Source organism: Azospirillum sp. Sh1, assembly GCF_008365135.1.
Classification (GTDB): domain Bacteria; phylum Pseudomonadota; class Alphaproteobacteria; order Azospirillales; family Azospirillaceae; genus Azospirillum; species Azospirillum oryzae.
On the sequence record NZ_VTTK01000008.1, the window covers coordinates 175,810 to 198,769 of the forward strand.

Annotated in this window: 18 protein-coding genes and 1 riboswitch; of the genes, 7 read left to right on the top strand and 11 right to left on the bottom strand. The window is 68.3% G+C overall.

The window, feature by feature from the left end:
- Nucleotides 1-228 precede the first annotated feature (228 nt).
- Nucleotides 229-1,452: a crosslink repair DNA glycosylase YcaQ family protein gene (locus FZ029_RS11015; protein WP_149269278.1), complete on the bottom strand. Its 1,224-nt coding sequence runs from the start codon at nucleotides 1,450-1,452 to the stop codon at nucleotides 229-231.
- Between the two features lie 134 nt (nucleotides 1,453-1,586).
- Here FZ029_RS11015 and FZ029_RS11020 point away from each other — a divergent pair, with 134 nt between their 5' ends.
- Entirely contained in the window at nucleotides 1,587-2,789 is a 1,203-nt protein-coding gene (locus tag FZ029_RS11020; RefSeq protein WP_149269279.1) for an NnrS family protein, read from the top strand.
- A 6-nt stretch (nucleotides 2,790-2,795) separates the two neighbouring features.
- Here FZ029_RS11020 and FZ029_RS11025 read toward each other — a convergent pair whose 3' ends face one another.
- From FZ029_RS11025 to FZ029_RS11040, 4 genes are all read right to left on the bottom strand, one after another.
- A complete protein-coding gene (locus tag FZ029_RS11025; protein WP_149198698.1) occupies nucleotides 2,796-3,170 on the bottom strand; it encodes a response regulator in 375 nt (124 codons plus the stop codon).
- 160 nt (nucleotides 3,171-3,330) lie between these two features.
- Entirely contained in the window at nucleotides 3,331-3,726 is a 396-nt protein-coding gene (locus tag FZ029_RS11030; RefSeq protein ID WP_149198697.1) for a hypothetical protein, read from the bottom strand.
- Nucleotides 3,727-3,850: 124 nt separating this feature from the next.
- The gene (locus tag FZ029_RS11035; RefSeq protein ID WP_149269280.1) at nucleotides 3,851-6,610 is read right to left on the bottom strand and encodes a response regulator; all 2,760 of its coding nucleotides are present in this window, start codon (nucleotides 6,608-6,610) and stop codon (nucleotides 3,851-3,853) included.
- Nucleotides 6,607-7,452 carry a phosphate/phosphite/phosphonate ABC transporter substrate-binding protein gene (locus tag FZ029_RS11040; protein ID WP_149269281.1) on the bottom strand — a complete coding sequence of 282 codons (846 nt, stop codon included), beginning with the start codon at nucleotides 7,450-7,452 and terminating at the stop codon, nucleotides 6,607-6,609. Before FZ029_RS11040 ends, FZ029_RS11035 begins: the two co-directional genes overlap by 4 nt.
- Nucleotides 7,453-7,807: 355 nt before the next feature.
- On the opposite strand from FZ029_RS11040, the gene FZ029_RS11045 reads away from it, so the two are divergent.
- Nucleotides 7,808-7,996, top strand: coding sequence for a hypothetical protein (locus tag FZ029_RS11045; protein WP_149269282.1), 189 nt, complete (start codon nucleotides 7,808-7,810; stop codon nucleotides 7,994-7,996).
- A gap of 72 nt (nucleotides 7,997-8,068) precedes the next feature.
- Here FZ029_RS11045 and FZ029_RS11050 read toward each other — a convergent pair whose 3' ends face one another.
- Genes FZ029_RS11050 through FZ029_RS11060 form a run of 3 tightly spaced genes read right to left on the bottom strand, consistent with a single transcriptional unit; the run spans nucleotide 8,069 to nucleotide 13,097 of the window.
- Nucleotides 8,069-11,146, bottom strand: coding sequence for a multidrug efflux RND transporter permease subunit (locus FZ029_RS11050; protein ID WP_149269283.1), 3,078 nt, complete (start codon nucleotides 11,144-11,146; stop codon nucleotides 8,069-8,071).
- 10 nt (nucleotides 11,147-11,156) lie between these two features.
- Nucleotides 11,157-12,401, bottom strand: a complete 1,245-nt coding sequence (locus tag FZ029_RS11055; RefSeq protein WP_247892258.1) for an efflux RND transporter periplasmic adaptor subunit — start codon at nucleotides 12,399-12,401, stop codon at nucleotides 11,157-11,159.
- Nucleotides 12,402-12,407: 6 nt separating this feature from the next.
- Entirely contained in the window at nucleotides 12,408-13,097 is a 690-nt protein-coding gene (locus tag FZ029_RS11060; protein ID WP_149269284.1) for a TetR/AcrR family transcriptional regulator, read from the bottom strand.
- Nucleotides 13,098-13,360: 263 nt separating this feature from the next.
- Between FZ029_RS11060 and FZ029_RS11065 the strand changes: the two genes are divergently transcribed.
- From FZ029_RS11065 to FZ029_RS11075, 3 genes are all read left to right on the top strand, one after another.
- Nucleotides 13,361-14,548, top strand: a complete 1,188-nt coding sequence (locus FZ029_RS11065) for a urate hydroxylase PuuD (RefSeq protein WP_149269285.1) — start codon at nucleotides 13,361-13,363, stop codon at nucleotides 14,546-14,548.
- 35 nt (nucleotides 14,549-14,583) lie between these two features.
- The gene (gene guaD, locus FZ029_RS11070; RefSeq protein WP_149269286.1) at nucleotides 14,584-15,918 is read left to right on the top strand and encodes a guanine deaminase; all 1,335 of its coding nucleotides are present in this window, start codon (nucleotides 14,584-14,586) and stop codon (nucleotides 15,916-15,918) included.
- Between the two features lie 26 nt (nucleotides 15,919-15,944).
- Nucleotides 15,945-16,068: riboswitch (yybP-ykoY riboswitch) on the top strand.
- A gap of 83 nt (nucleotides 16,069-16,151) precedes the next feature.
- A complete protein-coding gene (locus FZ029_RS11075; RefSeq protein ID WP_149198689.1) occupies nucleotides 16,152-16,730 on the top strand; it encodes a manganese efflux pump MntP family protein in 579 nt (192 codons plus the stop codon).
- Between the two features lie 162 nt (nucleotides 16,731-16,892).
- Here FZ029_RS11075 and ahpF read toward each other — a convergent pair whose 3' ends face one another.
- Nucleotides 16,893-18,488, bottom strand: coding sequence for an alkyl hydroperoxide reductase subunit F (ahpF, locus tag FZ029_RS11080; RefSeq protein ID WP_149269287.1), 1,596 nt, complete (start codon nucleotides 18,486-18,488; stop codon nucleotides 16,893-16,895).
- A 404-nt stretch (nucleotides 18,489-18,892) separates the two neighbouring features.
- Nucleotides 18,893-19,456, bottom strand: a complete 564-nt coding sequence (gene ahpC, locus FZ029_RS11085) for an alkyl hydroperoxide reductase subunit C (protein ID WP_149269288.1) — start codon at nucleotides 19,454-19,456, stop codon at nucleotides 18,893-18,895.
- A 237-nt stretch (nucleotides 19,457-19,693) separates the two neighbouring features.
- Between ahpC and FZ029_RS11090 the strand changes: the two genes are divergently transcribed.
- Nucleotides 19,694-20,605 (top strand): hydrogen peroxide-inducible genes activator, encoded by a 912-nt coding sequence (locus FZ029_RS11090; RefSeq protein WP_149198687.1) that lies wholly within the window; start codon nucleotides 19,694-19,696, stop codon nucleotides 20,603-20,605.
- 116 nt (nucleotides 20,606-20,721) lie between these two features.
- Nucleotides 20,722-21,624 (top strand): prephenate/arogenate dehydrogenase family protein, encoded by a 903-nt coding sequence (locus FZ029_RS11095; protein ID WP_149269289.1) that lies wholly within the window; start codon nucleotides 20,722-20,724, stop codon nucleotides 21,622-21,624.
- Between the two features lie 24 nt (nucleotides 21,625-21,648).
- Here FZ029_RS11095 and pobA read toward each other — a convergent pair whose 3' ends face one another.
- Nucleotides 21,649-22,848, bottom strand: coding sequence for a 4-hydroxybenzoate 3-monooxygenase (gene pobA / locus FZ029_RS11100; RefSeq protein WP_149269290.1), 1,200 nt, complete (start codon nucleotides 22,846-22,848; stop codon nucleotides 21,649-21,651).
- Nucleotides 22,849-22,960 lie beyond the last annotated feature (112 nt).

Below are 22,960 nucleotides of genomic sequence, written 5' to 3' on the forward strand. Positions count from 1 at the left end.
AGAGTGATTTGCAAGCCCCACGTGCCATTCATCCGTTCCCTCTTCCAGACTGCGTCCCCTTGGCTACACCGCCCATGCTAACCAAGGAGTAAATGCTCCAATAGGGATCATTGAGCATCTGCAGGCAATGTAGCGTGCAGCAAACAGGAAAACAGTCGTCTGCCCCCTTTCCCGGCACGCACCATATATGCCGAGTAGGTTGCTCGTAATGGCCACGACTCGGTGTGCTTACCCAATTTGCCCCAACTCCGCCGCCAAGGCCGGCGCCAGATCGCCGCCGCCGGCCATCGTCACACGCTCCAGCCCCAGCCAGCCGGCCAGACGGCGCAGTTCCGCCGCCAGGGGCGGGGCGACGGTCCCGTGGCTGGCGTGGGATTCGGTGTGGGCGGCCTGGACCAGCAGGGCGGAGGACTTGCGGTCGGATTTCAGGTCGACGCGGGCGGCGATGCGCTCGTCCATCAGGAAGGGCAGGACGTAATAGCCATGTTCCCGCTTGTGGGCGGGTGTGTAGATCTCCAGCCGGATGCGGGCGCCGAACAGCCGTTCGGTGCGCTGCCGCTCCCAGATCAGCGAATCGAAGGGGGAGAGCAGGGCGCGGGCCGGGGCCTTGCGGGGAATGCGCAGGTCGGGGGTGACGTAGGCGGTGCGTTCCCAGCCCTCCACCGTCACCGGCAGCAGGTCGCCGGCTTCCACCAGTTCGGCGATGCGCAGGCGGGCGTCGGCGACGTCCAGCCGGTGATAGTCGCGCAGGTCGCGCTCGGTCGCCACGCCATGGGCGCGGGCGGCGATGCGCAGAAGGGCACGCTGGGCCTCGGCCTCCTCCGGAGTGGGGATATCGAGGACGGCGGATGGCAGCACCCGCTCCGGCAGGTCATAGAGCCGCTCGAAGCCGCGGCGGCCGGCGGTGGTGACCAGACCGGCCCAGAACAGGAACTCTACGGCGCGCTTGCCGTCGCTCCAGCCCCACCAGCCGCCGGCCCCTCGCCCGGCCTCGGACAGTTCCGACGCACCCAGCGGGCCGAGCGCCGCCACCTCGGCCAGGACCGAGTCGATGTAGGGACGGCGTTCGGCGGCGAAGCGCGCCAGCTCGCCATAGATGCCCTCGCCGCGTTCGGCCCGTGCCATGCGCCAGCGGAACAGCGGCTGCTGTTCCACCGGAATCAGCGACGCCTCGTGGCCCCAATATTCGAACAGCGCCCGCCGCTTGCCGCCATAGGCCAGACGGTCGAGCAGCGCCGCCTCGTACGGCCCCAGCCGCGAGAACAGCGGCAGGTAATGCGAGCGCACCAGCACATTGACGGAATCGATCTGCACCAGCCCCAGCCGGCCGATCAGGCGCCGGGCATGGCGGGCCTCGACGGGATCGGCTTCGGGGGGCGTGTTGGGGAAGCCCTGGGCCGCGATGGCGACGCGACGGGCCTCGCGCAGGGACAGGCTGTCGGGACGGGGCATGGACCTGAAAGGAAAGGATGCGGGGGAGCAGCTTGCGAATGCGTTTGATTTTCGTCAAGGCGGCACGGGGACGGGGCGCGCAGGCTGATGGTCAATCCTGCACTGCAGCACCCGTTTTTGCGGAGTCCCCCTTCATGTCCTCCCCCAGTCTTGCCGGCCGCGACGACGGCCCCGCCATCCCGATCCTGTTCCAGTATGGTTTCCGATTCTTCTTCCTGTTCAGCGGCGTGGCCGCCGTCGGGCTGCTCGGCGCCTGGCTGGGCGTGCTGGTGACCGGGGAATGGCCGGAGCATGCGGTCGGCGCCAGCGCCTGGCATGCGCATGAGATGCTGTTCGGCACGGTGGTGGCCGCCGTCGCCGGCTTCCTGCTGACCGCGGTGCCGAGCTGGACCGGAACCAAGGCGGTGGCGGGCGCGCCGCTGATGGCGCTCGCGGCCTTGTGGATCGCCGGCCGCATCGCCGTCTTCCCCTGGACCGGCATGCCGGAGCCGGTGGCGGCGGTGATCGACATCGCCTTCCTGCCGGGGCTGGGGCTGGCGCTCGGCCGGCCGCTGGTGGCGGCGGGCAAGTGGCGGAACAGCGCCTTCCTGATCCTGATCGGGCTGCTGACGACCGCAAACCTGCTGATCCACCTGGACTGGCTGGAGGTGATGGACGGCGGGGCGGATGCCGGCTTCGCGCTGGGGCTGGGCGTCGTGCTGATGATGGTGACGGTGATCGGCGGGCGCATCCTGCCGGCCTTCACCCGCAACGGGCTGGGCAAGGCGGGGATTGGCGTGCGGTCCTGGCCGATGGTGGAGCGGCCGGTTCTGGCGCTGACGCTGGCGCTGATCCCGGCGGCGATGGTGGCGCCGGACTCCGTGGTCACCGGGCTGATCGCGCTTGCCGCCGCGGTGGCCCACGCGGTGCGGCTGGCCGGCTGGCAGGGCTGGAAGGCCTGGCGCTCGCCGATCCTGTGGATCCTGCATGTCGGCTATCTGTGGGTGCCTGTGGCGTTGAGCTTGCGCGGGCTGCATGCCCTGGCCGGGCTGCCGGCGGCGGCGGGAACCCATGCGTTGACGGTCGGCGCCTTCGCCACCCTGATCCTGGCGGTGATGAGCCGCGCCTCGCTCGGCCACACCGGGCGGCCGCTGGCGGTGTCGCGGCTGACGGTCGCCGCCTATGTGCTGCTGACGGTCGCGGCGGTCGCCCGCACCGCCTCGCCGCTTTTGCCGGTCGAGTGGGTCTGGGCGGCGCTGCAATGGTCGGGCTATGCCTGGGTCGCGGCCTTCACCCTGTATCTCGTCGCCTATGCCCCGGTCCTGCTGTCGCCGCGGGCCGACGGGCGGCCGGGTTGATTGAGGTCAGGCGGCGCCGCGGAAGTAGCGGTCGATGGCGTCGGTCATCTCGACCTCGCGGAAGGGCTTGGTCAGCACCGGCCGGTCCTGATGGCTCCGCGGCAGGCCGGCGGCGCCATGGCCGGTGGTGAAGACGAAGGGGATGCCCCGGGCGCTCAGTGCGTCGGCGACGCTGTCGACGCGCTCCCCGCGCAGGGTGACGTCCAGCAGGGCGGCGTCGATGCCGCCCTTGGCGATCAGCTCCAGCGCCTCCGCCACCGTGCCGGCGGGGCCGATGACGCCGACATTCTGGACTTCCAGCGAATCCTCGATGGCCATGGCCACCAGCGGCTCGTCCTCGACGAGCAGGATGCGCAAGGGCTTCGATCGGTCGGCTTCCATGGACAGGCGGCTCGCTGCTGGTCGGGGCTGTTGTCGGCCGTCAGATGGGGCTCTTGATCCCATTCGGCAACCGGCGTGAGCTTTTCCGTTCAGCCCTCCGCTTGTCCAGCCCGACCTTGGTCATCGCCCATTGGTCCATCCGCGAGCTATAGCTGGACTATCACCCCAGATCATCGAGCGCCTGTTGGAGGGACGGATAGAGCGCCTCCACCAGCGACCCGTCCGGCCGCACCGGCGACGGCAGGGTGTCGGCTCCTTCCAGCGCCCGGAACAGCGGCAGGCCGCCGACCTCGACGAAGCCGCCGCGCTCGCCATACTGGCCGACGATCCAGTCCTTGACCGTCGGGTCGCCGTCCAGCGCGTTGTTGTGCGAGATCAACGCATGGGTGCCGTCGTCCGACCGGCGGTACCAGGCCCGGCAGCCGTCGCCGAGATCCATCGGCGTGAAGCCGGCCTCGGTCATGGCCTTCCGCACCGCCGGGTTCACCCGGTCGGCCCTCAACCGATCGGTCTGCGCACCGGTCCATTGGTCGAGATCGTCCGCAAGCTCGGTCATTTCGCCTCTCTGGTCATGGTCCTGAAGGGACAACGCATCAGGGAGACTTTTGTGCCATGCGGACCTGTCCGAATGTGGAGGGAGCGGCTGCCTGTTTGTGACTGTCCGGGCGCCGCCTATCCGTTCAGACGTTTAGCGGCTTGCGGGTGCGGAGCGCGGCAAGGGAGCGGTCCAGCAGGTCGCGCAGCCGGTCCTCCTGGTCCAGAACCGCGGAGGCGGGGGCATGTTCCAGCTCCTTCGCCAGACGGCCGAGGGCGGCGGCGCCGAGATTGAGCGAGGTGCCCTTCAGCGTGTGGGCGGTGCGGTTGTGCGGCTCCCCGGCGCGGGCCTGGGCGACCATGCTGTCGATGGTTTTCTGCCCGTTGTCGGTGAAGCCGGCGACGGAAGCGGTCCAGTCGTCGGCCGTCAGCACCTCCAGCAGCAGGGACACCTGCTCCTCATCCAGAAGGTCGGTGTCGGGAATTGCAGGCTGGTCGGCAGGCAAATCCGCGGGCTGGTCGATCATGGCGGGCTCCGGAGCGGCGGGTACGGGGGTGGCGGACACAGCCGCGCCGGCAGCAGCGCCATCGCCCAGCACCGATGCCATTTCGGCAAAGAGCAGGGCGGGGCGCAAGGGCTTCGTGACGAAACCGTTCATCCCCGCCGACAGGCATTCCGGCCGCGAGCTGCCCGACGCATGGGCGGTCAGCGCCAGGATGGGAACGCTGCCCTGCGGGCCGGCCAGTTCGCGCACGCGGCGGGTGGCGGTCAGCCCGTCCATGCCCGGCATCTGGATGTCCATCAGCACGAGGTCGAACGGCTGGTCGCGCACCATGCGCACCGCCTCCCCGCCGCTGGCGGCCAGCGCCACGCTGTGGCCGGCGCGTTCCAGGATGCCGCGGACGATGTCGCGGTTGACCTCGATGTCGTCGACCGCCAGCACGCGCAGCGGCGGCAATGCGGCGGCGCGCGCCGCCTCGCCGACACTGGCGCCGTGGCCGGGCTCGACGCGGCGCAGGGCCGACGGGTCGCCGGGACGGGCGACGACGGTGAAGCGGAAGACGCTGCCGCGGCCGGGGGCGGTGTCCACCGCGATGCTGCCGCCCATCAGCAGGCAGAGGTCGCGGCAGATCGCCAGCCCCAGCCCGGTGCCGCCATAGCGCCGGGTGATCGAGCTGTCGGCCTGGGTGAAACGGTCGAACAGGGTCGGCACCGAACCCGGCGCGATGCCGATGCCGGTGTCCTCGACCTCGAATTCCAGAAGGAAGGAGTCGGGATGGCCATAAGCGATGATGTCGGCGTGGGCGCGGTCCAGCCGGCGTACCCGCACGGCGACATGGCCCTCTTCGGTGAATTTCACCGCGTTGCCGACCAGATTGAACAGGATCTGGCGCAGGCGGGCCGGGTCGGTGACGATCACCTCCGGCACCGACGGCATCAGCCGGGCCGACAGCTCCAGCCCCTTGTCGGTGGCGTTCGGGCGCAGAACCTCCAGCACGCCGTCGATCAGCTGGGGCAGGGCGCAGTCCGCCTCCTCCAGGTCGATGCGGCGGGCCTCCAGCTTCGACAGGTCGAGAATGTCGTCCAGCAGCCGCAGCAGGGTCTCGGCCGAGCGGCGGGCGACGTCGGCCAGCCGCTTCTCCTCCGTCGGCAGGGAGGCGTCGGCCAGCAGGGTCAGGTTGCCGAGCACGCCGTTCATCGGGGTGCGCAGCTCGTGGCTGACGGTCGCCAGGAACTCGGTCTTCGACCGGCTGGCGGCCTCCGCCTTCTCCTTGGCCAGGAGCAGCTGCTCGGCCGCCTGACGCGGCTCGGTCACGTCGATGCACAGCCACAGCTTGCCGATGGCCGTGCCGGCGGCGTTGCGCACCGGCACATTGTGCCAGCTGACGATGCGCCCGTCGGTCAGCGTCATCTCGCGCCGCTCGTCGCCGTCCACCGCCGACAGCAGGGTATAGTCGGTGTCGCGCGGGGCGTTGCCGGCATTGGCCAGCGTCTCGTCCAGCCGGTGGCCGACCGGCGCTCCGGCGATCGCGAACAGGCAGGAAAAGGCCGGGTTGGCGTAGGCGATGCGCCCGTCGCCGCCGACGAACAGCACGCCGAAATCCATCGCCGACAGAAGCGCCGACAGACGGGCGCGTTCCTGCTCCACGTCGCGGGCCAGCGCCTCCTGCTCGTCCAGTGCGACGGTCAGCTGGTCGACACGCTCCTTGATGGCGTGGGACATGGTGTTGAAGGCCGCACCCAGCCGGCCGATGTCGTCGCTCCCCTCAGCCAGTTCGGGCGGGCTGTAGTCGCCCGCCGCCACCCGTTCGCTGGCCCGCGCCAGCGCCGCCAGATGGCGGGTCAGCCACAGGCCCAGCAGGGTCAGCAGTCCGGCCGACAGCAGGATCTCCGACAGGGCGATGGCGATGCCCTGGGTCAGCAGGTCGCGCCGCGCCTCGACGATGTGCAGCAGGTCGAGACCGAACTGCACCGCGCCCAGCTTCTGCCCGGCCAGCGACACCGGCACCGCCACGTCGTAGCGGGCGATGCCGTCCTTGGCGTCCAGCGTCAGGGCCGGGTCCGGATCGGGCAGCGCGCGGTTTTCCGGCCAGCCGCTGATCGCCACCAGCCGGCCGTTGCTGTCGCTGACCGCGAGATAGAGGACGCCGCCGGTGGAGCGGCTTTCGTCCAGCACCGCCTGCAGCGTCGCATAGTCGCGCTGGGCCAGCGGCGCCACCAGCGCGGCGTTCAGCACCGGCGCCACCTGCCCCGCATGCAGCCGCGCCTGTTCGGCGAGGCTGCCATAGAGCAGGCGCACACTGTTGGCGACCAGCAGGGTCAGCATGATCGCCTCGACCGCCATGGCGGCGACCAGCATGCGCCCGCGCAGGGTCTTCCAGGGCGCCAGACGGGTCAGGATCATTTCCCGGCCTTCAGAACGCTCCGGACCTCGTCAGACAGCGGCTCCATCGCCTCCAGCTCCTCATCGCTGACCGTACGGTAGCCGCCCAGCTGGTTGGCGTCGAAATAGGCCTTGCCCTCCGCCGTCTCGCCGAAGGCGAACAGGGCCTTGCGCAGCGGCTCCGCCACGGCCGCCTGCCTGCCGTTCAGCATATAGACGCGGCCGGCCATCGGGCGGCTCTCGGCGATGGTGGAGAGCTGGGCCTGAACCTCCGGCGCCAGCTTTGCGCGGTTGGCCAGCGACATGAAGCCGGCCGACGCGTCGCCGGCCAGGATCAACTGGGCCACGCTGTCGGCGGCGCTGACATAGCGGAGCTGGATGCCGGGCAGCTTCTGGCCGGCGAGCCAATGCTGGCCCCACAGCGTCACCAGCGAGGACGGGCTGAGGCCCAGGACGGTGGTGCCGGCGAGCGACGCCGCCGTCCGGTACGGTCCCTTGGCGGCGGTCACCACCACGGCGCGGAAGTCGGCCTTGTAGGTCAGCAGCGGCAGATAGCCGGCGTCCTTGCGCAGCATTTCCGCCTGATGGCCGGTGGTGACGGCGATGTCGTATTCCTGGTCCATCGCCCGGCGGGCGAAGGCGGTGAAGTCGGGTGCCGTCACGATCTCCACCGGCCGGCCCAGCGCCGCCTCCACCGCGCGGCGGACGGGCTGGTACTGTTCGATGATGACGCGGGCGCTGGTGTGCGGGGCGATGCCGATGCGGAACACCTGCTCCGCCGCCACGGCCGGAGCGGGAGTCGCCAGTCCGCACAACAGGGCGGAACAGAGCGCGGCAAGGCCGGCCAACAGACGCTTTGTCATGGATCTCGGATCCCTACGTTGTGCAGGCGTGAAATGCCGGCGCATGAACGGACAGCATTCGTGACGGCGACGGTCCAGCCAGGGTGTAGGACGAAAGATATAACATTCGATAAATGCCGCAGGTAGGGACAAGAGAGCGCAGGGCGGCCGGTTTCGCGCATGCCGCGGCTGGTTTCACGCGGTCTGAAAGAGGTGCGGAACTTTGGCCATTCCTGCCCGCATCATTCTGCCGGCCCTGCGCAACTTTGAAACGGCGTCGGGGCAGGATTCGGCGTGGGCCAAGAAAGATCACGCTTTGGTTGCGGGACGGTCCGCTATGTGTCGGGTGTGCCCCCAGCCGCAAAGGACCTCCGCCGTGCCGGAACGAGCCCTCGACCCGCAGTCCGCCATCTGCCGCGCCATCCGCCTGCTGCGCGACCACAGCCGCGGCTGCGACAGCATCGAAACCCGGCGCCTGCTGATCCACACCGAACGCTGGCTGGTCTGGATGCTCCGCCGCGAAGAGGGCGAGGACCTTCCGGCGCCGGCGGAACTGGTGGGGTGACAAGGCACAAACGAAAACAGGCCCCTCCCGGTCGGGAGGGGCCTGTTTCGTCCTGCGGTGCCCGACGGGGCGTCAGGTCGTGCTGCGCAGCTGCTCCGCCCGGTTGGAGCGCGAACTGGCATAGTGGTCGGTCGCCAGCAGGGTGTAGACCGCCGGCAGGACGAACAGCGTGAACAGCGTGCCGATCAGCATGCCGGACACGATGACCAGGCCGATGGAGAAGCGGCTGGCCGCACCGGCGCCCGCCGCGGTCAGCAGCGGCAGCAGGCCGACCACCATCGCCGCGGTGGTCATCAGGATCGGGCGCAGGCGGACGCGGGCCGCGTGCTCGATCGCGGTGCGGCGGTCCACGCCTTCGTTGATCTGCATCTCGCGGGCGAACTCCACCAGCAGGATGCCGTGCTTGGAAATCAGGCCGATCAGGGTCACCAGACCGACCTGGGTGTAGATGTTCATGGTGGCGGCGCCGAAGAACAGCGGCAGCAGCGCGCCGCAGATCGACATCGGCACCGACACCAGGATCACCAGCGGGTCGCGCAGCGATTCGAACTGCGCCGCCAGAACCAGATAGATCACGATCAGCGCGAAGGCGAAGGTGACCATCAGCTGGCTGCCCTCCGTCACGAACTGGCGCGATTCCGACAGGTAGGCGTGGTTGAAGCCGGCCGGCAGCTGGGTGCGCGCCTGCTCCTCCAGGAAATCGACGACCTGTCCCATCGAGACGCCCGGCATCGGCACGGCGGAGAAGGTGGCCGAGGGAAGCTGGTTGTACTTGTTCAGCGCGTTCGGCTCCACCGCCGTATCCACCGACACCACGGTGGACAGCGGGATCTGGGCGCCCGACCCGGAGGTGACGTAATAGTTGGTCAGCGATTCCGGCGTCAGGCGGTCGGCCCGCGGCACCTGGGGGATGACCTCGTAGGAACGGCCGTTCAGGTTGAAGCGGTTGACGTAGTTGCCGCCGACCAGCACCGCCAGCGTGTCGCCCACCGCCTTCATCGACAGGCCGAGGTCGGCCGCCTTGGCGCGGTCGATCTTCAGCCGGACGACCGGGCTGTCATATTTCAGGTCGGTGTCGGTGACGATGAACATGCCGCTTTTCATGGCGGCGTCGTTGATCCGCTCGATGGCGTCGAAGATGGTGCGGTAATCGCCGGGGCTGGAGATCACCATCTGCACCGGCAGGCCGCCGGTGGAGCCGGGCAGGGCCGGCGGCGACACCAGGAACACGTTGATGCCCGTCACCTTGCCCAGCTCGGCCTGGGCCAGCGGCTGCAGTTCCTTGGCCGACCGCCCGCGCTCGCCCCACGGCTTCAGGATCATGCCGGCGAAGCCCTGGTTCAGGGTCGGGATGCCGGTCAGGACGAAGCGGGTGTCGGTTTCCGGGAAGCTGGCGAAGGTATCGTCGATCTGCTTTCCGAAGCTGTCGATATAGTCGAGGTTGGCGTATTGCGGCGCCTTGGAGATGCCGAACAGGATGCCCTGGTCCTCTTCCGGCGCCAGCTCCGACATGGTGTTGGCGAACAGGTAGCCGACCGACAGCAGGATGCCCAGCGCGAACAGCAGGGTCGCGGCGCGATAGTCCAGCATGCCGTCCAGCCGCCGCTCGTACCAGCCGGCCAGCTTTTCGAACTGGCGGTCGAGAAAGGCGGCGAAGCGGCCCTGGCTCCCCCCCTCCTTCAGGATGACCGAACACATCATCGGCGACAGCGTCAGCGCCACGATGCCCGACACGATCACCGACGCGGCGAGCGTGAAGGCGAATTCGCGGAACAGCGCGCCGGTCAGTCCGCCCAGCAGGCCGATGGGGGCATAGACCGCCGCCAGCGTGATGGTCATGGAGATGACCGGCCCGATGATCTCGCGCGCGCCGATCAGCGACGCGGCGACCGCCGATTTGCCGTGCTCGATATGCCGGTGGATGTTCTCCACCACCACGATGGCGTCATCGACCACGAGGCCGATGGCGAGCACCATCGCCAGCAGCGTCAGCAGGTTCAGCGAGAATCCCAGCGCCAGCATGAAGGTGGCCGCCCCCACGATGGACAGCGGGATGGTGACCACCGGGATCAGCACCGACCGGAGGGATCCGAGGAACAGGAAGATGACGACGATGACGATGGCCACCGCTTCGAGCAGCGTCTTCACCACCTCGTCGATGGAGGCCTGGATGAAGCGGGTGCTGTCATAGACGATTTCCATCTTCATGCCGGGCGGCAGGTTGCGCCGCAGCTCCGGCTCCATCTTGCGGATGTCTTCGACGATGTTCAGCGGGTTGCCGGTGGGGGTGGAATCGACGCCGATGAAGATCGCCTGCTGCCCGTTCATCGCCACGCTGGCGTCGAAGCTCTTGGAGCTGAGTTCGACGGTGGCGATGTCGCGCATCCGCACCAGCGCCCCGTCCTTGGCCTTCACCACCATGTCGCGGAACTGCTCCACGTCGGTCAGGCCGGTGTTGGCGGTGACGTTGGAGATGACGAAGACGCCCTTGGTCTGGCCGGGAGCCGACTGGTAGTTGTTGGCGGCGACCGCCGCCGAGACGTCGGCCGGCGAGATGTTGCGCGCCGCCATCTTGGCCGGATCCAGCCAAAGCCGCATGGCGAAGGTCTGGCCGCCCAGGATCTTGGCCTGCGCCACCCCGTTGACGGTGGACAGCACCGGCTGCACCACGCGCGTCAGATAGTCGGAGATCGCCGCCCCCGACAGGTCGGGGCTGGAGAAGCCCATATAGAGGATGGAGGTCGTCTCGCCGGTCGATTTCAGGATGACCGGGTCGTTGGCCTCGCGCGGAAGCTGGTATTTGACCTGCTGCACCTTCGCCATCACGTCGGTCATCGCGACGTTGGGGTCGAAGTTCAGCCGGACATAGGCGGTGACGACGCTCTGCCCCTGGGTGGAGGAGGAGGTCAGATAGTCGAGACCCTCGGCCGTCGCCACCGCCTGTTCGATCGGCGTCGCGATGAAGCCCTGCATCAGCTCCGGCGAGGCGCCGGGATAGCTGGTGGTGACGGTGATGACCGTGTTCTGCAACTGCGGATACTGCCGGATCGGCAGCTCCAGCATCGAGCGGATGCCGACCAGCAGGATCAGCAGGCTGACCACGACGGACAGAACGGGCCGGCGGATGAAGATGTCGGTGAAACTGCCCATGGCATCGGCCTCAGTTCTGCGGCAGGGTCTGCGGGGGCGTGAGCGGATTGCTCTGCGCCTCGACGACCGCGGCGCCGTTGTCCAGCTTCAGCTGGCCGGACACCACGACGCGATCGCCGGGGTTCAGGCCGCTGCGGATCTCGACCCGGTTGGCGAGGCGGTCGCCGGTCTTCACCGCCTTGCGCTCCACCACCATCTGCTCCTTGCCGTCCTGGCCCTGCTTCTTCGCGGCGACGAAGACGGAATCGCCGTAGACCGTGTAGTCGACCGCGGTTTCCGGCACCGTCAGCGTGTTGGGCTGCGGCGGCAGGACGACGCGGACGCTGGCGAACATGCCCGGCCGCAGCTGGCGTTCGCGGTTGTCCATGGTCGCCTGCACCTTCACCGCGCGGGTGTCGGCGCTGACCTGCGGTTCGATGGTGGTGATCTTCGCCTCGAAATCGCGGCCGGGCAGGGCATCGACGTTGATCAGCACGCCCTGGCCGACCGAAAGCTTCGGCAGCGCCTGCTCCGGCAGGGTGAAGTTGATGTAGAGCTGCGACAGGTCGGTCAGGGTGACGATGGTGGCGCCGGGATTGACGTAGTCGCCGACATTGACCTGCCGGATGCCGAGGTCGCCGTCGAACGGCGCCTTGATCAGCTTCTGGCCGATCAGTGCGCTGGTGCGCTTCATGTTCGCGTTGATCTCGTCGAGCTGCGCCTGATACTGGTCGACGTTGCTCTGGGGCGTGGCCTGGCTGCGGCGCAGGTCGCGATAGCGCTCCAGGTTCAGCTCGGCCAGACGCGCCTGGGCGCGCTGGGCCAGCAGGTCGGCCTGCTCGGTGGCGTCGTTCAGCTGCACCAGCGGGTCGCCGGCCTTGACGCGGGAACCCGATTCGAAGGGGATGCGCTCCACCCGGCCGGCGACCTCGGGGGCCACCGTGACCTGACGGGCCGCCTGCAGCGTGCCGATGGCCGGCAGATATTTCGGGATGGTCTGCACCGTCGCGTCCGCCAGAGCCACCGGGGTGGGCGGCGGCTTGTTGTTGGCGAAGAAGTCGGCGATGGCCTTGGCGCGGAAGCTGTTGAAGCCGTACAGCGCAGCCCCCAGCAGCCCGAGGATCACCAGGGTGATGACGATGCGCAGGGTCAGCCGCCCGCGCGTCACCGGCTTGCGCGGCGGCGTGGTGGGCGGCGGCGGAGGCGTTCCGCGGCCCGGCTCGGACGCCGGGTGGCCGAATGACGTCTCGGTCTTTGGCGAATGGTCCAGGGTCACGATCGGCTACTCCGGTCTCTCGGGTGTGGGGTTGTCGTTCTTGGAGCCGCACTCGCGGGCGGCGATGATGTCGTCACGCAGGCCGAGGCCGCGCAGGATGAACCAGACGGTCTGGCGGGCAAGCTCGGGACGGCCGCACGGATAGGGCACCACCGTCCCGCCGGACAGGCAGACGGTCGCCATCATTCCGCACAGATGTTCGGCGAGCCAAAGCCCGTTCTCCGCATCGATCGGCCCCGGCGCAAGGTCGCCACAGGCGACGGCGGCGGCGATGGAGGCGGCGAAACAGGGCAGGAAGCGGCTGCGGATGCCCTCATAGACCTGCCGCATGAACTCGCCGTCCTCCAGCAGGCTGATGATCGACAGACGGTGGCGTGCCCGCTCGTCGGGATCGGCCGGCACCTCGATCACGAAATAGTTCACCAGCCCCTGGATCATCTGGACCAGCGTGCCGGTGCCCGGCGGCAGGGCGACCAGCCGCTCATATTCGGGGTCGCCGTCGATGCAGCTGAGGAAGATCGCCTCGTACAGCGAAGCCTTGGACGGGAAATGCTTGAAGATCAGCGCCTCCGACACGCCGGCGGCCTGCGCGATCTCCCGTGTGGTGGTCGCGGCGAAGCCCTTGCGCGCGAACAGCGGCAAGGCGGCGTCGAGGATCGCCCGCTTGCGGGCGCCGCTGTCGAGGCGTGGGGCCATCGGGGGCTTTGAATCAGTCGCTTGTGATAAGTGAGTGCTTACTCACCTTCGCTGGCGGAGGTATAGCTTGGGTGCGTCATTCTGTCCATTGGCTTTGGTAGGACCAGGGCGGGTCTCCTGTCCGGCCCCTGACAGCCCTCATGACGGGCACCGCCATCTTTCGACATTTTTTGAAGCTGTTGGGACGGACGAATGGTTTTCCGCACCCGCACACTCCCCGTACAGTCAAGCCATCGATCTCGACCGGAAGGAGCGTGCGCGCGATGGAGCCCATCCTGTGGGAATGGATCAACGCCCTGGCGCGGTGGCTGCACGTCATCACCGCCATCGCCTGGATCGGATCGTCCTTCTACTTCATCCATCTCGACGCCTCGCTGCGTAAGAGGGCAGGGGCGCCGGCCGGGACGGCGGGGGATGCCTGGCAAATCCACGGCGGCGGCTTCTACCACATGACCAAATACATGGTCGCCCCGCCGCAGTTGCCGGAGGATCTCACCTGGTTCAAGTGGGAGTCCTATGCGACGTGGCTCAGCGGCTTCTTCCTGATGTGCGTTCTGTATTACCGCGGCGCCGACCTGTTCCTGATCGACCAGGACGTGATGGCGCTCACCCACTGGCAGGCGGTGGCGATCAGCGTCGGCGCGCTGGTGGCGGGCTGGGTCGCCTATGACCTGATGTGCAAGTCGCCGCTGGGCCGCAACGACGGGGCCTTGGCGGTCGCCGGCTTCGTGATGCTGGTGGCGACGGCCTGGGCGATGACCAAGGTGTTCAGCGGGCGCGGCGCCATGCTGCAGATCGGCGCCCTGATGGCGACGATGATGGCCTGCAATGTCTTCATGCTGATCATCCCCAACCAGCGCAAGACGGTGGCCGCCATGCTGCGCGGCGAGACGCCCGACCCGTCGTTGGGCAGACAAGCCAAGCAGCGGTCGTTGCACAACAATTACCTGACCCTGCCGGTCGTCTTCCTGATGCTGTCCAACCATTATCCGCTGGTCAGCTCCACCCGCTACAATTGGGTGATGGTGGCGCTGGTTCTGGTGGTCGGCACGGCGATCCGCCACTTCTTCAACAGCCGCCATGCCGGCAAGCCGACGCCCTGGTGGACCTGGGGGGTCGCCGCCGCCGGCATGCTGGCCTGCGCGTGGCTCAGCACCATGGGGCCGGCCAACGGCGACACGGCTGCGGCTGCGCCGGTCAAGGTCGGCTTCAATCAGGTCGAGGAGATCGTCGCCACCCGCTGCAGCATGTGCCATGCCGCCCAGCCGGTGTGGGAGGGCATCGCCACCCCGCCGCGCGGCGTCGTGCTGGAGGGCGACGGCATCCGCCGCCATGCCGAGCAGATCCGCCTGCAGGCCGGCTTCAGCAGCGCCATGCCCCCCGCCAACATCACCGGAATAACGCCCCAGGAACGCGCGGTGTTGGCGGCGTGGTCGGGGGACATTAAGTAACCGCCCTCACAGTTTTTCCATCGAACCGGATACCCATGCCCGATCACCCCATTTCTGCCGCCATCCGTGGGCGCCTGCTCAGCTTCCGTCGCGCGCCCGCCGGGCCGGGGGACTTCGACTGTCTGACCTATCACGAGGACGGGCTGCTGCTGGTCGGGGCCGACGGGCGGATTCTGGAGGTTGGCGAGTGGGCCGATCTGCGCGGCCGGGTGCCGGAGGGGGTGACGGTCGACGACCACAGCGGCAAGCTGGTGCTGCCGGGCTTCATCGACACCCACATCCATTTCCCGCAGACCCAGGTGATCGGCTCCTACGGCGCCCAGCTGCTCGACTGGCTGGAGAAATACACCTTCATCGAGGAGCAGCGCTTCGCCGATTCGGCCCATGCCGCCGCCAACGCCGCCTTCTTCATGGACGAGCTGCTGCGCAACGGCACGACGACGGCGGTGGTCTACGGCTCGGTCCATCCCCAGTCGGTCGACGCCCTGTTCGCGGAGGCCGAGGCGCGCGGCGCCGGGATGATCGCCGGCAAGGTGATGATGGACCGCCATGCTCCGCCCGCCCTGACCGACACCGCCGACATCGGCTATCGCGACAGCAAGGACCTGATCGGCCGCTGGCACGGCAAGGGGCGGCAGCGTTACGCGGTAACGCCGCGCTTCGCCATCACCTCGACCGAGGCGCAGCTGGAGGCGGCGGGCGCGCTGCTGCGCGAGCATCCCGGCGTCCACATGCAGACCCATCTGTCGGAGAACACCGACGAGATCGCCGAGGTGCGTCGCCTGTTCCCCGGCGCCCGCGACTACACCGGCGTCTATGACCGCTTCGGGCTGCTGGGGCCGACCTCGCTGTTCGGCCACTGCATCCACCTGTCGGAGGCGGAGATGGAACGGCTGTCGGAGAGCGGGTCGGTTGCGGTTTTCTGCCCGACCAGCAACCTGTTCATCGGCAGCGGCCTGTTCGACCTCGACGCATTGTCGAAGCCGGAGCGGCCGGTGCGCACCGCCATCGCCACCGATGTCGGCGGCGGCACCAGCTATTCCATGCTGCGCACGGCGGCGGAGGCCTACAAGGTGCTGCAACTGCGGCGCCGGAACCTGCCGGCGCTCGCCGCCCTTCACTGGATGACCCGCGGCAATGCCGAGGCGCTGGGCATGGCCGAAGAGATCGGCAGTCTTGAGCCCGGACGTTGGGCCGACCTCGTCGTGCTCGACCCCGCCGCCACCCCGGCTATGCGACATCGCATGAAGGCGGTGGACGGCGATCTGGAGGAGGAGCTGTTCATCCAGGTGACGCTGGGCGACGACCGTTCGGTGGCCGCCACCTATCTGCGCGGGCGCAATTCGCACCTGCGGCAATCGGGCGCTTGACCCAAGCCCCTAGTCCTTGTAGGAGTTCCCCCGTCATTGGGGAGTAGCCACCCGCCGGCACCGATCCGGTGGGGTTCGCGTCAACAGACTTGGACGGTTCCGGCCTCCGGCCGCTACCGCCATGGCGCGCACGGCGGCCAGAAGGCCGACCCGGCGAGACCAGTGGATCGGGCATCTCCGCGGCCAGCCGGAGTCCGTCCGATTCCACTGTGTTGTCTGGCCCGGGAATAGCCATGATCGCCACGTCCCTTGCGCTCGCTTTCAGCCTTTCGATGGATAGCTTCGCCGCCGCTCTCGGCCGCGGGGCCTGCTCGCGCCGGTCCGGCCTGCCCGAGGCGGTGCGCGTGGGCGCGGCCTTCGGCGTCTGCCAGTTCGCCATGCCGCTGGTCGGCTGGGGCATCGGCATCGCCTTCGCCAGCCTCGTGGAATCGGTCGATCACTGGATCGCCTTCGGTCTGTTGCTGGCGGTCGGCGGCGCGATGCTGCGCAACGCCATCATGGACGGCGAGGATGAGGGCGAGGAGGATTGCGGCCCGGTGCGCAGCGTGCGCGCCGAATGGCTGGCCCTGCTGACCACCGCCGTCGCCACCAGCATCGACGCCGCCGCCGTGGGTGCGGGGCTGGCGCTGGTCGACGTGGATATGGTGACGACCTCGGCGCTGATCGGCGTGGTGACCTTCGCGGTGGCCTTCGGCGGCGTGCTGATCGGCAAGGCCGCCGGCAACCATCTGGGCCGCTGGGCGGAAATGGCCGGCGGCGTGGTGCTGATCGGCCTGGGCGCGAAGATCCTGCTGGAGCATACGCTGGGGTGACACAGTCACCCATCCCGATCCCTACGGGAGAATCCCCCTCTCCCCCGCGGGGAGAGGGTCGGGGTGAGGGGGATGCACTGCGTGGCTATTCCGAGAATCCTCGCCGCGCTCCCCCCTCACCCTAACCCTCTCCCCGGGGGGGAGAGGGGACTTCTACCGTCCTTACTCCGCCGCGACGGTCTCGCGTACGGCTTCCTCGGCCGGGACCGTGCGGATCAGGTGGTCGAAGGCGGCGAGTGCGGCCTTCGCGCCTTCGCCCATGGCGATGACGATCTGCTTGAACGGCACCGTCGTCGCGTCGCCGGCGGCGAAGACGCCGGGCAGCGAGGTCTGGCCGCGGTTGTCCACCTCGATCTCGCCGCGCGGGGTCAGCGCCAGCGTGCCCTTCAGCCATTCGGTGTTCGGCACTAGGCCGATCTGCACGAAGATGCCTTCCAGCTCCACCCGCTTCAGCTCGCCGCTGTTGCGGTCCTTGTAGGACAGGCCGACGACCTTGTTGCCGTCGCCATGCACCTCGGTGGTCTGGGCCGAGACGACGACGGTGACGTTGGCCAAGCTGTGCAGCTTGCGCTGCAACACCGCGTCGGCGCGCAGCTGGCTGTCGAACTCGATCAGCGTGACGTGCGAGACGATGCCGGCGAGGTCGATCGCCGCCTCGACGCCGGAATTGCCGCCGCCGATCACCGCCACGCGCTTGCCCTTGAACAGCGGGCCGTCACAGTGCGGGCAGTAGGCGACGCCCTTGTTGCGGTATTCCGCCTCGCCCGGAACGTTCATCGAGCGCCAGCGGGCGCCGGTCGACAGCACCACCGTGCGCGACTTCAGCGAGGCGCCGCTGGCCAGCTTCACCTCGATCAGGCCGCCTTCCTGGGTGGCCGGCACCAGGGCGGTGGCGGTCTGCAGGTTCATCACGTCGACCTCGTAGTCCTTGACGTGCTGTTCCAGCGCCGCGGCCAGCTTCGGCCCCTCGGTGTGGGAGACCGAAATGAAGTTCTCGATCGCCATGGTGTCGAGCACCTGACCGCCGAACCGCTCGGCCGCCACGCCGGTGCGGATGCCCTTGCGGGCGGCGTAGATGGCGGCGGCGGCGCCGGCGGGGCCGCCGCCGATCACCAGCACCTCGAACGGGGCCTTGGCCTTGATCTTCTCGGCGGCGCGGGCGACGGCGCCGGTGTCCAGCTTGGCGACGATCTGCGCCACGTCCATCCGGCCCTGGGCGAAGGGCTCGCCGTTGAGGAAGACGGTGGGGACGGCCATCACCTGACGCTGCTCGACCTCCTGCTGGAACAGCGCGCCGTCGATGGCGACATGCTTGATCCGCGGGTTCAGCGCGCTCATCAGGTTCAGGGCCTGGACCACGTCCGGGCAGTTCTGGCAGGACAGCGAGAAATAGGTCTCGAAGCGGAAATCGCCGTCGAGGTTGCGGATCTGCTCCAGCAGCTCCTCCGACTCCTTCGACGGGTGGCCGCCGACCTGCAGCAGGGCCAGAACCAGCGAGTTGAACTCGTGACCCATCGGCAGGCCGGCGAAGGTGACGCCGATGTCGGTGCCGTCGCGCTTGATGGCGAAGGAGGGCCGGCGCTCGTCGGCGCCGTTGCGGTCCAGCGTGATCTTGTCCGACAGCGAGGCGATGTCTTCCAGCAGGCCCAGCATCTCCTGCGACTTCGCCCCGCCGTCCAGCGACGCCACCAGCGTGATCGGGTTGGTGATGCGCTCCAGATAGGCCTTCAACTGCGTCTTCAGATTGGCGTCCAGCATGGCTTTCGTTCCCAACGTCTCGTGTCCGGGGCGGATCGCCTGCGCGGAATCGCGGCGGTCCGGGCGGAGAAAATGGTGGCCCTAGGCAGAAGAGCCGGTCGGGCAGGCGGTCTGGTTTTGAAACAGCGAAGAGTTTGAAACGTCATCGTCTTCTCCGCGCAGGCGGGGATCCAGACTTTGAAAGGACTGCGACAAAGAGCGCGCCTGGGTCCCCGCCTTCGCGGGGATGGGGAAACCGACGACGGACCCTGATGGCGGGGAGGCTTTGAAAGCCGGCCCGTTTAAAACCTGCCTTGCGGCCATTCCGGCCGATCAAGGGTACTGCAGCACATGCCCGCCGGAGCGGGGGTGGGAGCCGGCCGGAGCCGGCCCCCGATCCTTAGGGTTTCCCTTGCGGGAGAACCTTAGATCTTGCCGACGAGGTCGAGCGACGGGGCGAGGGTCTTCTCGCCTTCCTGCCACTTGGCCGGGCAGACCTCGCCCGGATGGGCGGCGACGTACTGGACGGCCTTGACCTTGCGCAGCAGCTCCTTGGCGTCGCGGCCGACTCCGCCGGCGGTGATCTCGACGATCTGGATCTTGCCGTCCGGATCGACGACGAAGGTGCCGCGGTCGGCCAGACCGGCTTCCTCGATCAGGACTTCGAAGTTGCGGCTGATGGCCAGCGTCGGGTCGGCCAGCATGGTGTACTGGATCTTGCTGATGGCCGGCGAGGTGTCGTGCCAGGCCTTGTGGCAGAAGTGGGTGTCGGTCGAGACGCTGTAGATCTCGACGCCCAGCTTCTGGAATTCGGCATAATTGTCGGCCAGGTCTTCCAGCTCCGTCGGGCAGACGAAGGTGAAGTCGGCCGGATAGAAGAACACGACCGACCACTTGCCCTTCAGGTCGGCGTCGGTCACGTCGATGAACTTGCCATTCTTGAAGGCCTTGGCGGCGAAGGGCTTAATCTCGCTGTTGATCAAAGACATTTGTGTTCTCCGATGGAGTGCGATGGTTGGTTGTCGCCTCGGTCCCCGGCTGCTGGCCGTGACATGCCCGACTTAGTGCGGCGCACCGGGTCGAACAAGGGGCCTGTCCTGTGGCCGGGGAGGGGGAGGCGTCGTTCCGTGTCCCGTTGACCCGTGGAGGAATACGGGAAATCTGTTATCAAGAGAAGTAGAAAATACCAATTGGATTGATCGATAAAACCGATTACATATCTGGGCATGAAACCGCTCCCCACCCTGCGCCAGCTCCGCTATCTCGTCGCCGTCGTCGACCGCTGCCATTTCGGGCAGGCGGCGGAGGCCTGCCTCGTCAGCCAGTCGACGCTGAGCGCCGGCCTGCAGGAGCTTGAGGATCTGCTGGGCGCCACGCTGGTGGAGCGCACGCGGCGATCCGTGCTGCCGACCCCGCTCGGCCGCGAGATCGCGGAGCGGGCCCGGCAATTGCTGAAGGGGGCGGAGGAACTGGTGGACATCACCCGCTCGGCCGCCGACCCGATGTCGGGCGCGCTCCATCTGGGGGTGATCCCGACCATCGGCCCCTTCCTGATCCCCCGCGTGATGCCGGCCCTGCGCGAGGCCTTTCCGCGCCTGCGGCTCTATCTGCGCGAGGATCAGACGGCGCGGCTGCTGGATCAGTTGAATGCCGGCAAGCTGGATGCGGCGCTGCTGGCCTTGCCTTATCCGATGGGCGATCTGGAGACGGAGGACATCGCGGAGGACCGCTTCTCCTTCGTCTGCCCCACCGGCCATCGGCTGAGCGCCGGCGATCCGGCCGAGCCGGTGACCGTTCCGTCGGAGGATCTGCTGCTGCTGGAGGACGGGCATTGCCTGCGCGACCATGCCATGGCCGCCTGCGCGCTGGACGCCACGCCGCACAACACCGCATTCGAGGGCACCAGCCTGCACACGCTGGTGCAGATGGTGGCGAACGGGCTGGGGGTGACGCTGCTGCCGCAGATGGCGGTCGATTCGGGCATACTGCGCGGGCTGGATCTGGCGGTGCGCCCGCTGGCCGGCGGCCGGCCGGGGCGGCGGATCGCGCTTGCCTGGCGCCGCACGTCCGGCCGGAAGGAGACATTCCAGCGGCTGGCCGAAGCGTTGCGGGCGGAGATGACGCGGAAGGACGGCTGAGGACGACGGCTTGGGGGAGGGCCGCGCTCAAAGTATCGCTTGGTCCGGCGGGCGCGAGGTGGTTTAAACGGGACGGTTTTTCGCCCGTTCACTCCGCTTTCGGGACACCCTGCGTCATGTCCACCGCCAGCACCGATACCGCTCTCCTGTTCGACCGCGTCGCCATCATCGGCATCGGTCTGATCGGCTCCTCCCTGGCACGGGCGCTGGCGGAGTATGGGATCGCGCGGCAGGTCGTCTGCGCCGACCGCAGCGCCGAGGCCTGCGCCAAGGCGCTGGAACTGGGCATCGTGGCGGAGGCCTCCACCGATCCGGCAACCGCACTCGCCGGTGCCGATCTGGTGATTCTCTCGACTCCGGTCGGCAGCTATGCCGCGGTCGCCGAGGTCATCGGGCCGCTGCTGAAACGCGGGACCATCGTCACCGACGTCGGTTCGGTCAAGCAGGCGGCCCTGCGCGACATCGGGCCGCATCTGCCGGACGGCGTTCACCTGATCCCCGGACACCCGGTGGCGGGCACCGAGCATTCGGGACCGGAGGCCGGCTTCGCCACCCTGTTCCAGGGCCGCTGGTGCATCCTGACCCCGCCGACCGGCAGCGACCGCCATGCGCTGGAGCGGGTGACGGAGCTGTGGCGCCGCGTCGGCTCCACCGTGGAGATCATGGAGGCCAGCCACCACGACCGCGTGCTGGCCATCACCTCGCACCTGCCGCACCTGATCGCCTACACCATCGTCGGCACCGCGTCGGACCTGGAGGAGGACACCAAGTCCGAGGTCATCAAGTTCTCCGCCGGCGGCTTCCGCGACTTCACCCGCATCGCCGCCAGCGATCCGGTGATGTGGCGCGACGTGTTCCTGAACAACCGCGAGGCGGTGCTGGAAATCCTGCAGCGCTTCACCGAGGACCTGACGGCGCTGCAGCGCGCCATCCGCTGGGGCGAGGGGCAGCAGCTGCAGGACCACTTCACCAAGACGCGGGCCGTGCGCCGGGGGATCATCGACGCCAAGCAGGCGTGAAGGGGCGGGCGTGCCGGCGGTTTTTCAGTCCATCGGCAACCCCACGTAATTCTCCGCCAGCGCCGTCATGGCGGCGCGGGAGTGGACCAGATAGTCCAGCTCGGCCAGATGCACGCGCTGCTCGAAGGGCGACTCCGCCTCGTTCCGGTGCAGCATGGTGGTCATCGACCAGGAGAAGCGCTCCGCCTTCCAGATCCGCCGCAGGCAGGTGGCGCTGTAGCCGTCCAACCCCTCGGTCGTGCCGGATTTGTAGTAGGCGGCCAGGGCGCGGGACAGCACTGCCACGTCGGCGACCGCGAGGTTCAGGCCCTTGGCGCCGGTCGGCGGCACGATGTGGGCGGCGTCGCCGGCGATGAACAGCCGGCCGTGCTGCATCGGGTCGCAGACGAAGCTGCGCATGGCGATGATGCCCTTCTGGAAGATCGATCCCTCCGTCAACGTCCAGCCGCTGTCATCCTCCAGCCGGCGGTGCAGTTCGGACCAGATGCGGTCGTCGGACCAGTTGGCGATGTCGTCCTTGGGATCGACCTGGATGTAGAGCCGCTGCACCTCCGGCGAGCGGGTGCTGAGCAGGGCGAAGCCGCGCTCGTGGTTGGCGTAGATCAGTTCGGGATGCGACGGCGGCGCCTCGGTCAGGATGCCGAGCCAGCCGAAGGGATAGACCATCTGGTATTCGGTTCGCGCGGCGGCCGGGATCGCCTGCCGGCTCGGTCCGTGGAAGCCGTCGCAGCCGGCGACGAAATCGCAGCGCAATTCCTCGATCGGTTCGTCCGGGCCTCGGCGGAACTGTACGCGCGGCGTCTTGCCCTCCAGATCGAGGAACTGCACGTCGGAGACGCCGAACAGGATGGACCCGCCCTCCTCCAGCCGGGCGGAGACGAGGTCGCGGATCACCTCGTGCTGGGCATAGACGGTGACGCGCTTGCCGCCGGTCAGCTCCGCCATGTCGATGTGGTGGCTGCGGCGGTCGAAGCGTAGCGTGATGCCGGAGTGGAAATGGGCCTCGCGCATCATGCGGTCGCCCAACCCCATGTCGTTCATCAGGTCGACCACCCACTGCTCCAGCACCCCGGCGCGGATGGTGCCCTCGATCTCCGCGCGGCTGCGGTGTTCAAGGATCACCGACTCGATGCCCTGGCGGTGCAGCAGATGGGACAGGAACAGGCCGGCCGGGCCGGCGCCGACGATGGCGACCTGGGTGCGTGTGGATTTTGTCGGATGCATGTCTCTCGCCCTCCTTCGGGACCGGCGGCAGGCGCGCGTTTTTGCTGATTGTTGTGCGCACCAATCATTGGTGCTCATGCTATTCCCGGAAGCGGAGGGCCGGACATAGACG

What these genes read in the sequence shown, in the direction of transcription:
- FZ029_RS11015 (WP_149269278.1), bottom strand. Translation starts at nt 1,452, where the DNA reads ATGCCCCGTCCCGACAGCCTGTCCCTGCGCGAGGCCCGTCGCGTCGCC.
- FZ029_RS11020 (WP_149269279.1), top strand. Translation starts at nt 1,587, where the DNA reads ATGTCCTCCCCCAGTCTTGCCGGCCGCGACGACGGCCCCGCCATCCCG.
- FZ029_RS11025 (WP_149198698.1), bottom strand. Translation starts at nt 3,170, where the DNA reads ATGGAAGCCGACCGATCGAAGCCCTTGCGCATCCTGCTCGTCGAGGAC.
- FZ029_RS11030 (WP_149198697.1), bottom strand. Translation starts at nt 3,726, where the DNA reads ATGACCGAGCTTGCGGACGATCTCGACCAATGGACCGGTGCGCAGACC.
- FZ029_RS11035 (WP_149269280.1), bottom strand. Translation starts at nt 6,610, where the DNA reads ATGATCCTGACCCGTCTGGCGCCCTGGAAGACCCTGCGCGGGCGCATG.
- FZ029_RS11040 (WP_149269281.1), bottom strand. Translation starts at nt 7,452, where the DNA reads ATGACAAAGCGTCTGTTGGCCGGCCTTGCCGCGCTCTGTTCCGCCCTG.
- FZ029_RS11050 (WP_149269283.1), bottom strand. Translation starts at nt 11,146, where the DNA reads ATGGGCAGTTTCACCGACATCTTCATCCGCCGGCCCGTTCTGTCCGTC.
- FZ029_RS11060 (WP_149269284.1), bottom strand. Translation starts at nt 13,097, where the DNA reads ATGGCCCCACGCCTCGACAGCGGCGCCCGCAAGCGGGCGATCCTCGAC.
- FZ029_RS11065 (WP_149269285.1), top strand. Translation starts at nt 13,361, where the DNA reads ATGGAGCCCATCCTGTGGGAATGGATCAACGCCCTGGCGCGGTGGCTG.
- guaD (WP_149269286.1), top strand. Translation starts at nt 14,584, where the DNA reads ATGCCCGATCACCCCATTTCTGCCGCCATCCGTGGGCGCCTGCTCAGC.
- FZ029_RS11075 (WP_149198689.1), top strand. Translation starts at nt 16,152, where the DNA reads ATGATCGCCACGTCCCTTGCGCTCGCTTTCAGCCTTTCGATGGATAGC.
- ahpF (WP_149269287.1), bottom strand. Translation starts at nt 18,488, where the DNA reads ATGCTGGACGCCAATCTGAAGACGCAGTTGAAGGCCTATCTGGAGCGC.
- ahpC (WP_149269288.1), bottom strand. Translation starts at nt 19,456, where the DNA reads ATGTCTTTGATCAACAGCGAGATTAAGCCCTTCGCCGCCAAGGCCTTC.
- FZ029_RS11090 (WP_149198687.1), top strand. Translation starts at nt 19,694, where the DNA reads ATGAAACCGCTCCCCACCCTGCGCCAGCTCCGCTATCTCGTCGCCGTC.
- FZ029_RS11095 (WP_149269289.1), top strand. Translation starts at nt 20,722, where the DNA reads ATGTCCACCGCCAGCACCGATACCGCTCTCCTGTTCGACCGCGTCGCC.
- pobA (WP_149269290.1), bottom strand. Translation starts at nt 22,848, where the DNA reads ATGCATCCGACAAAATCCACACGCACCCAGGTCGCCATCGTCGGCGCC.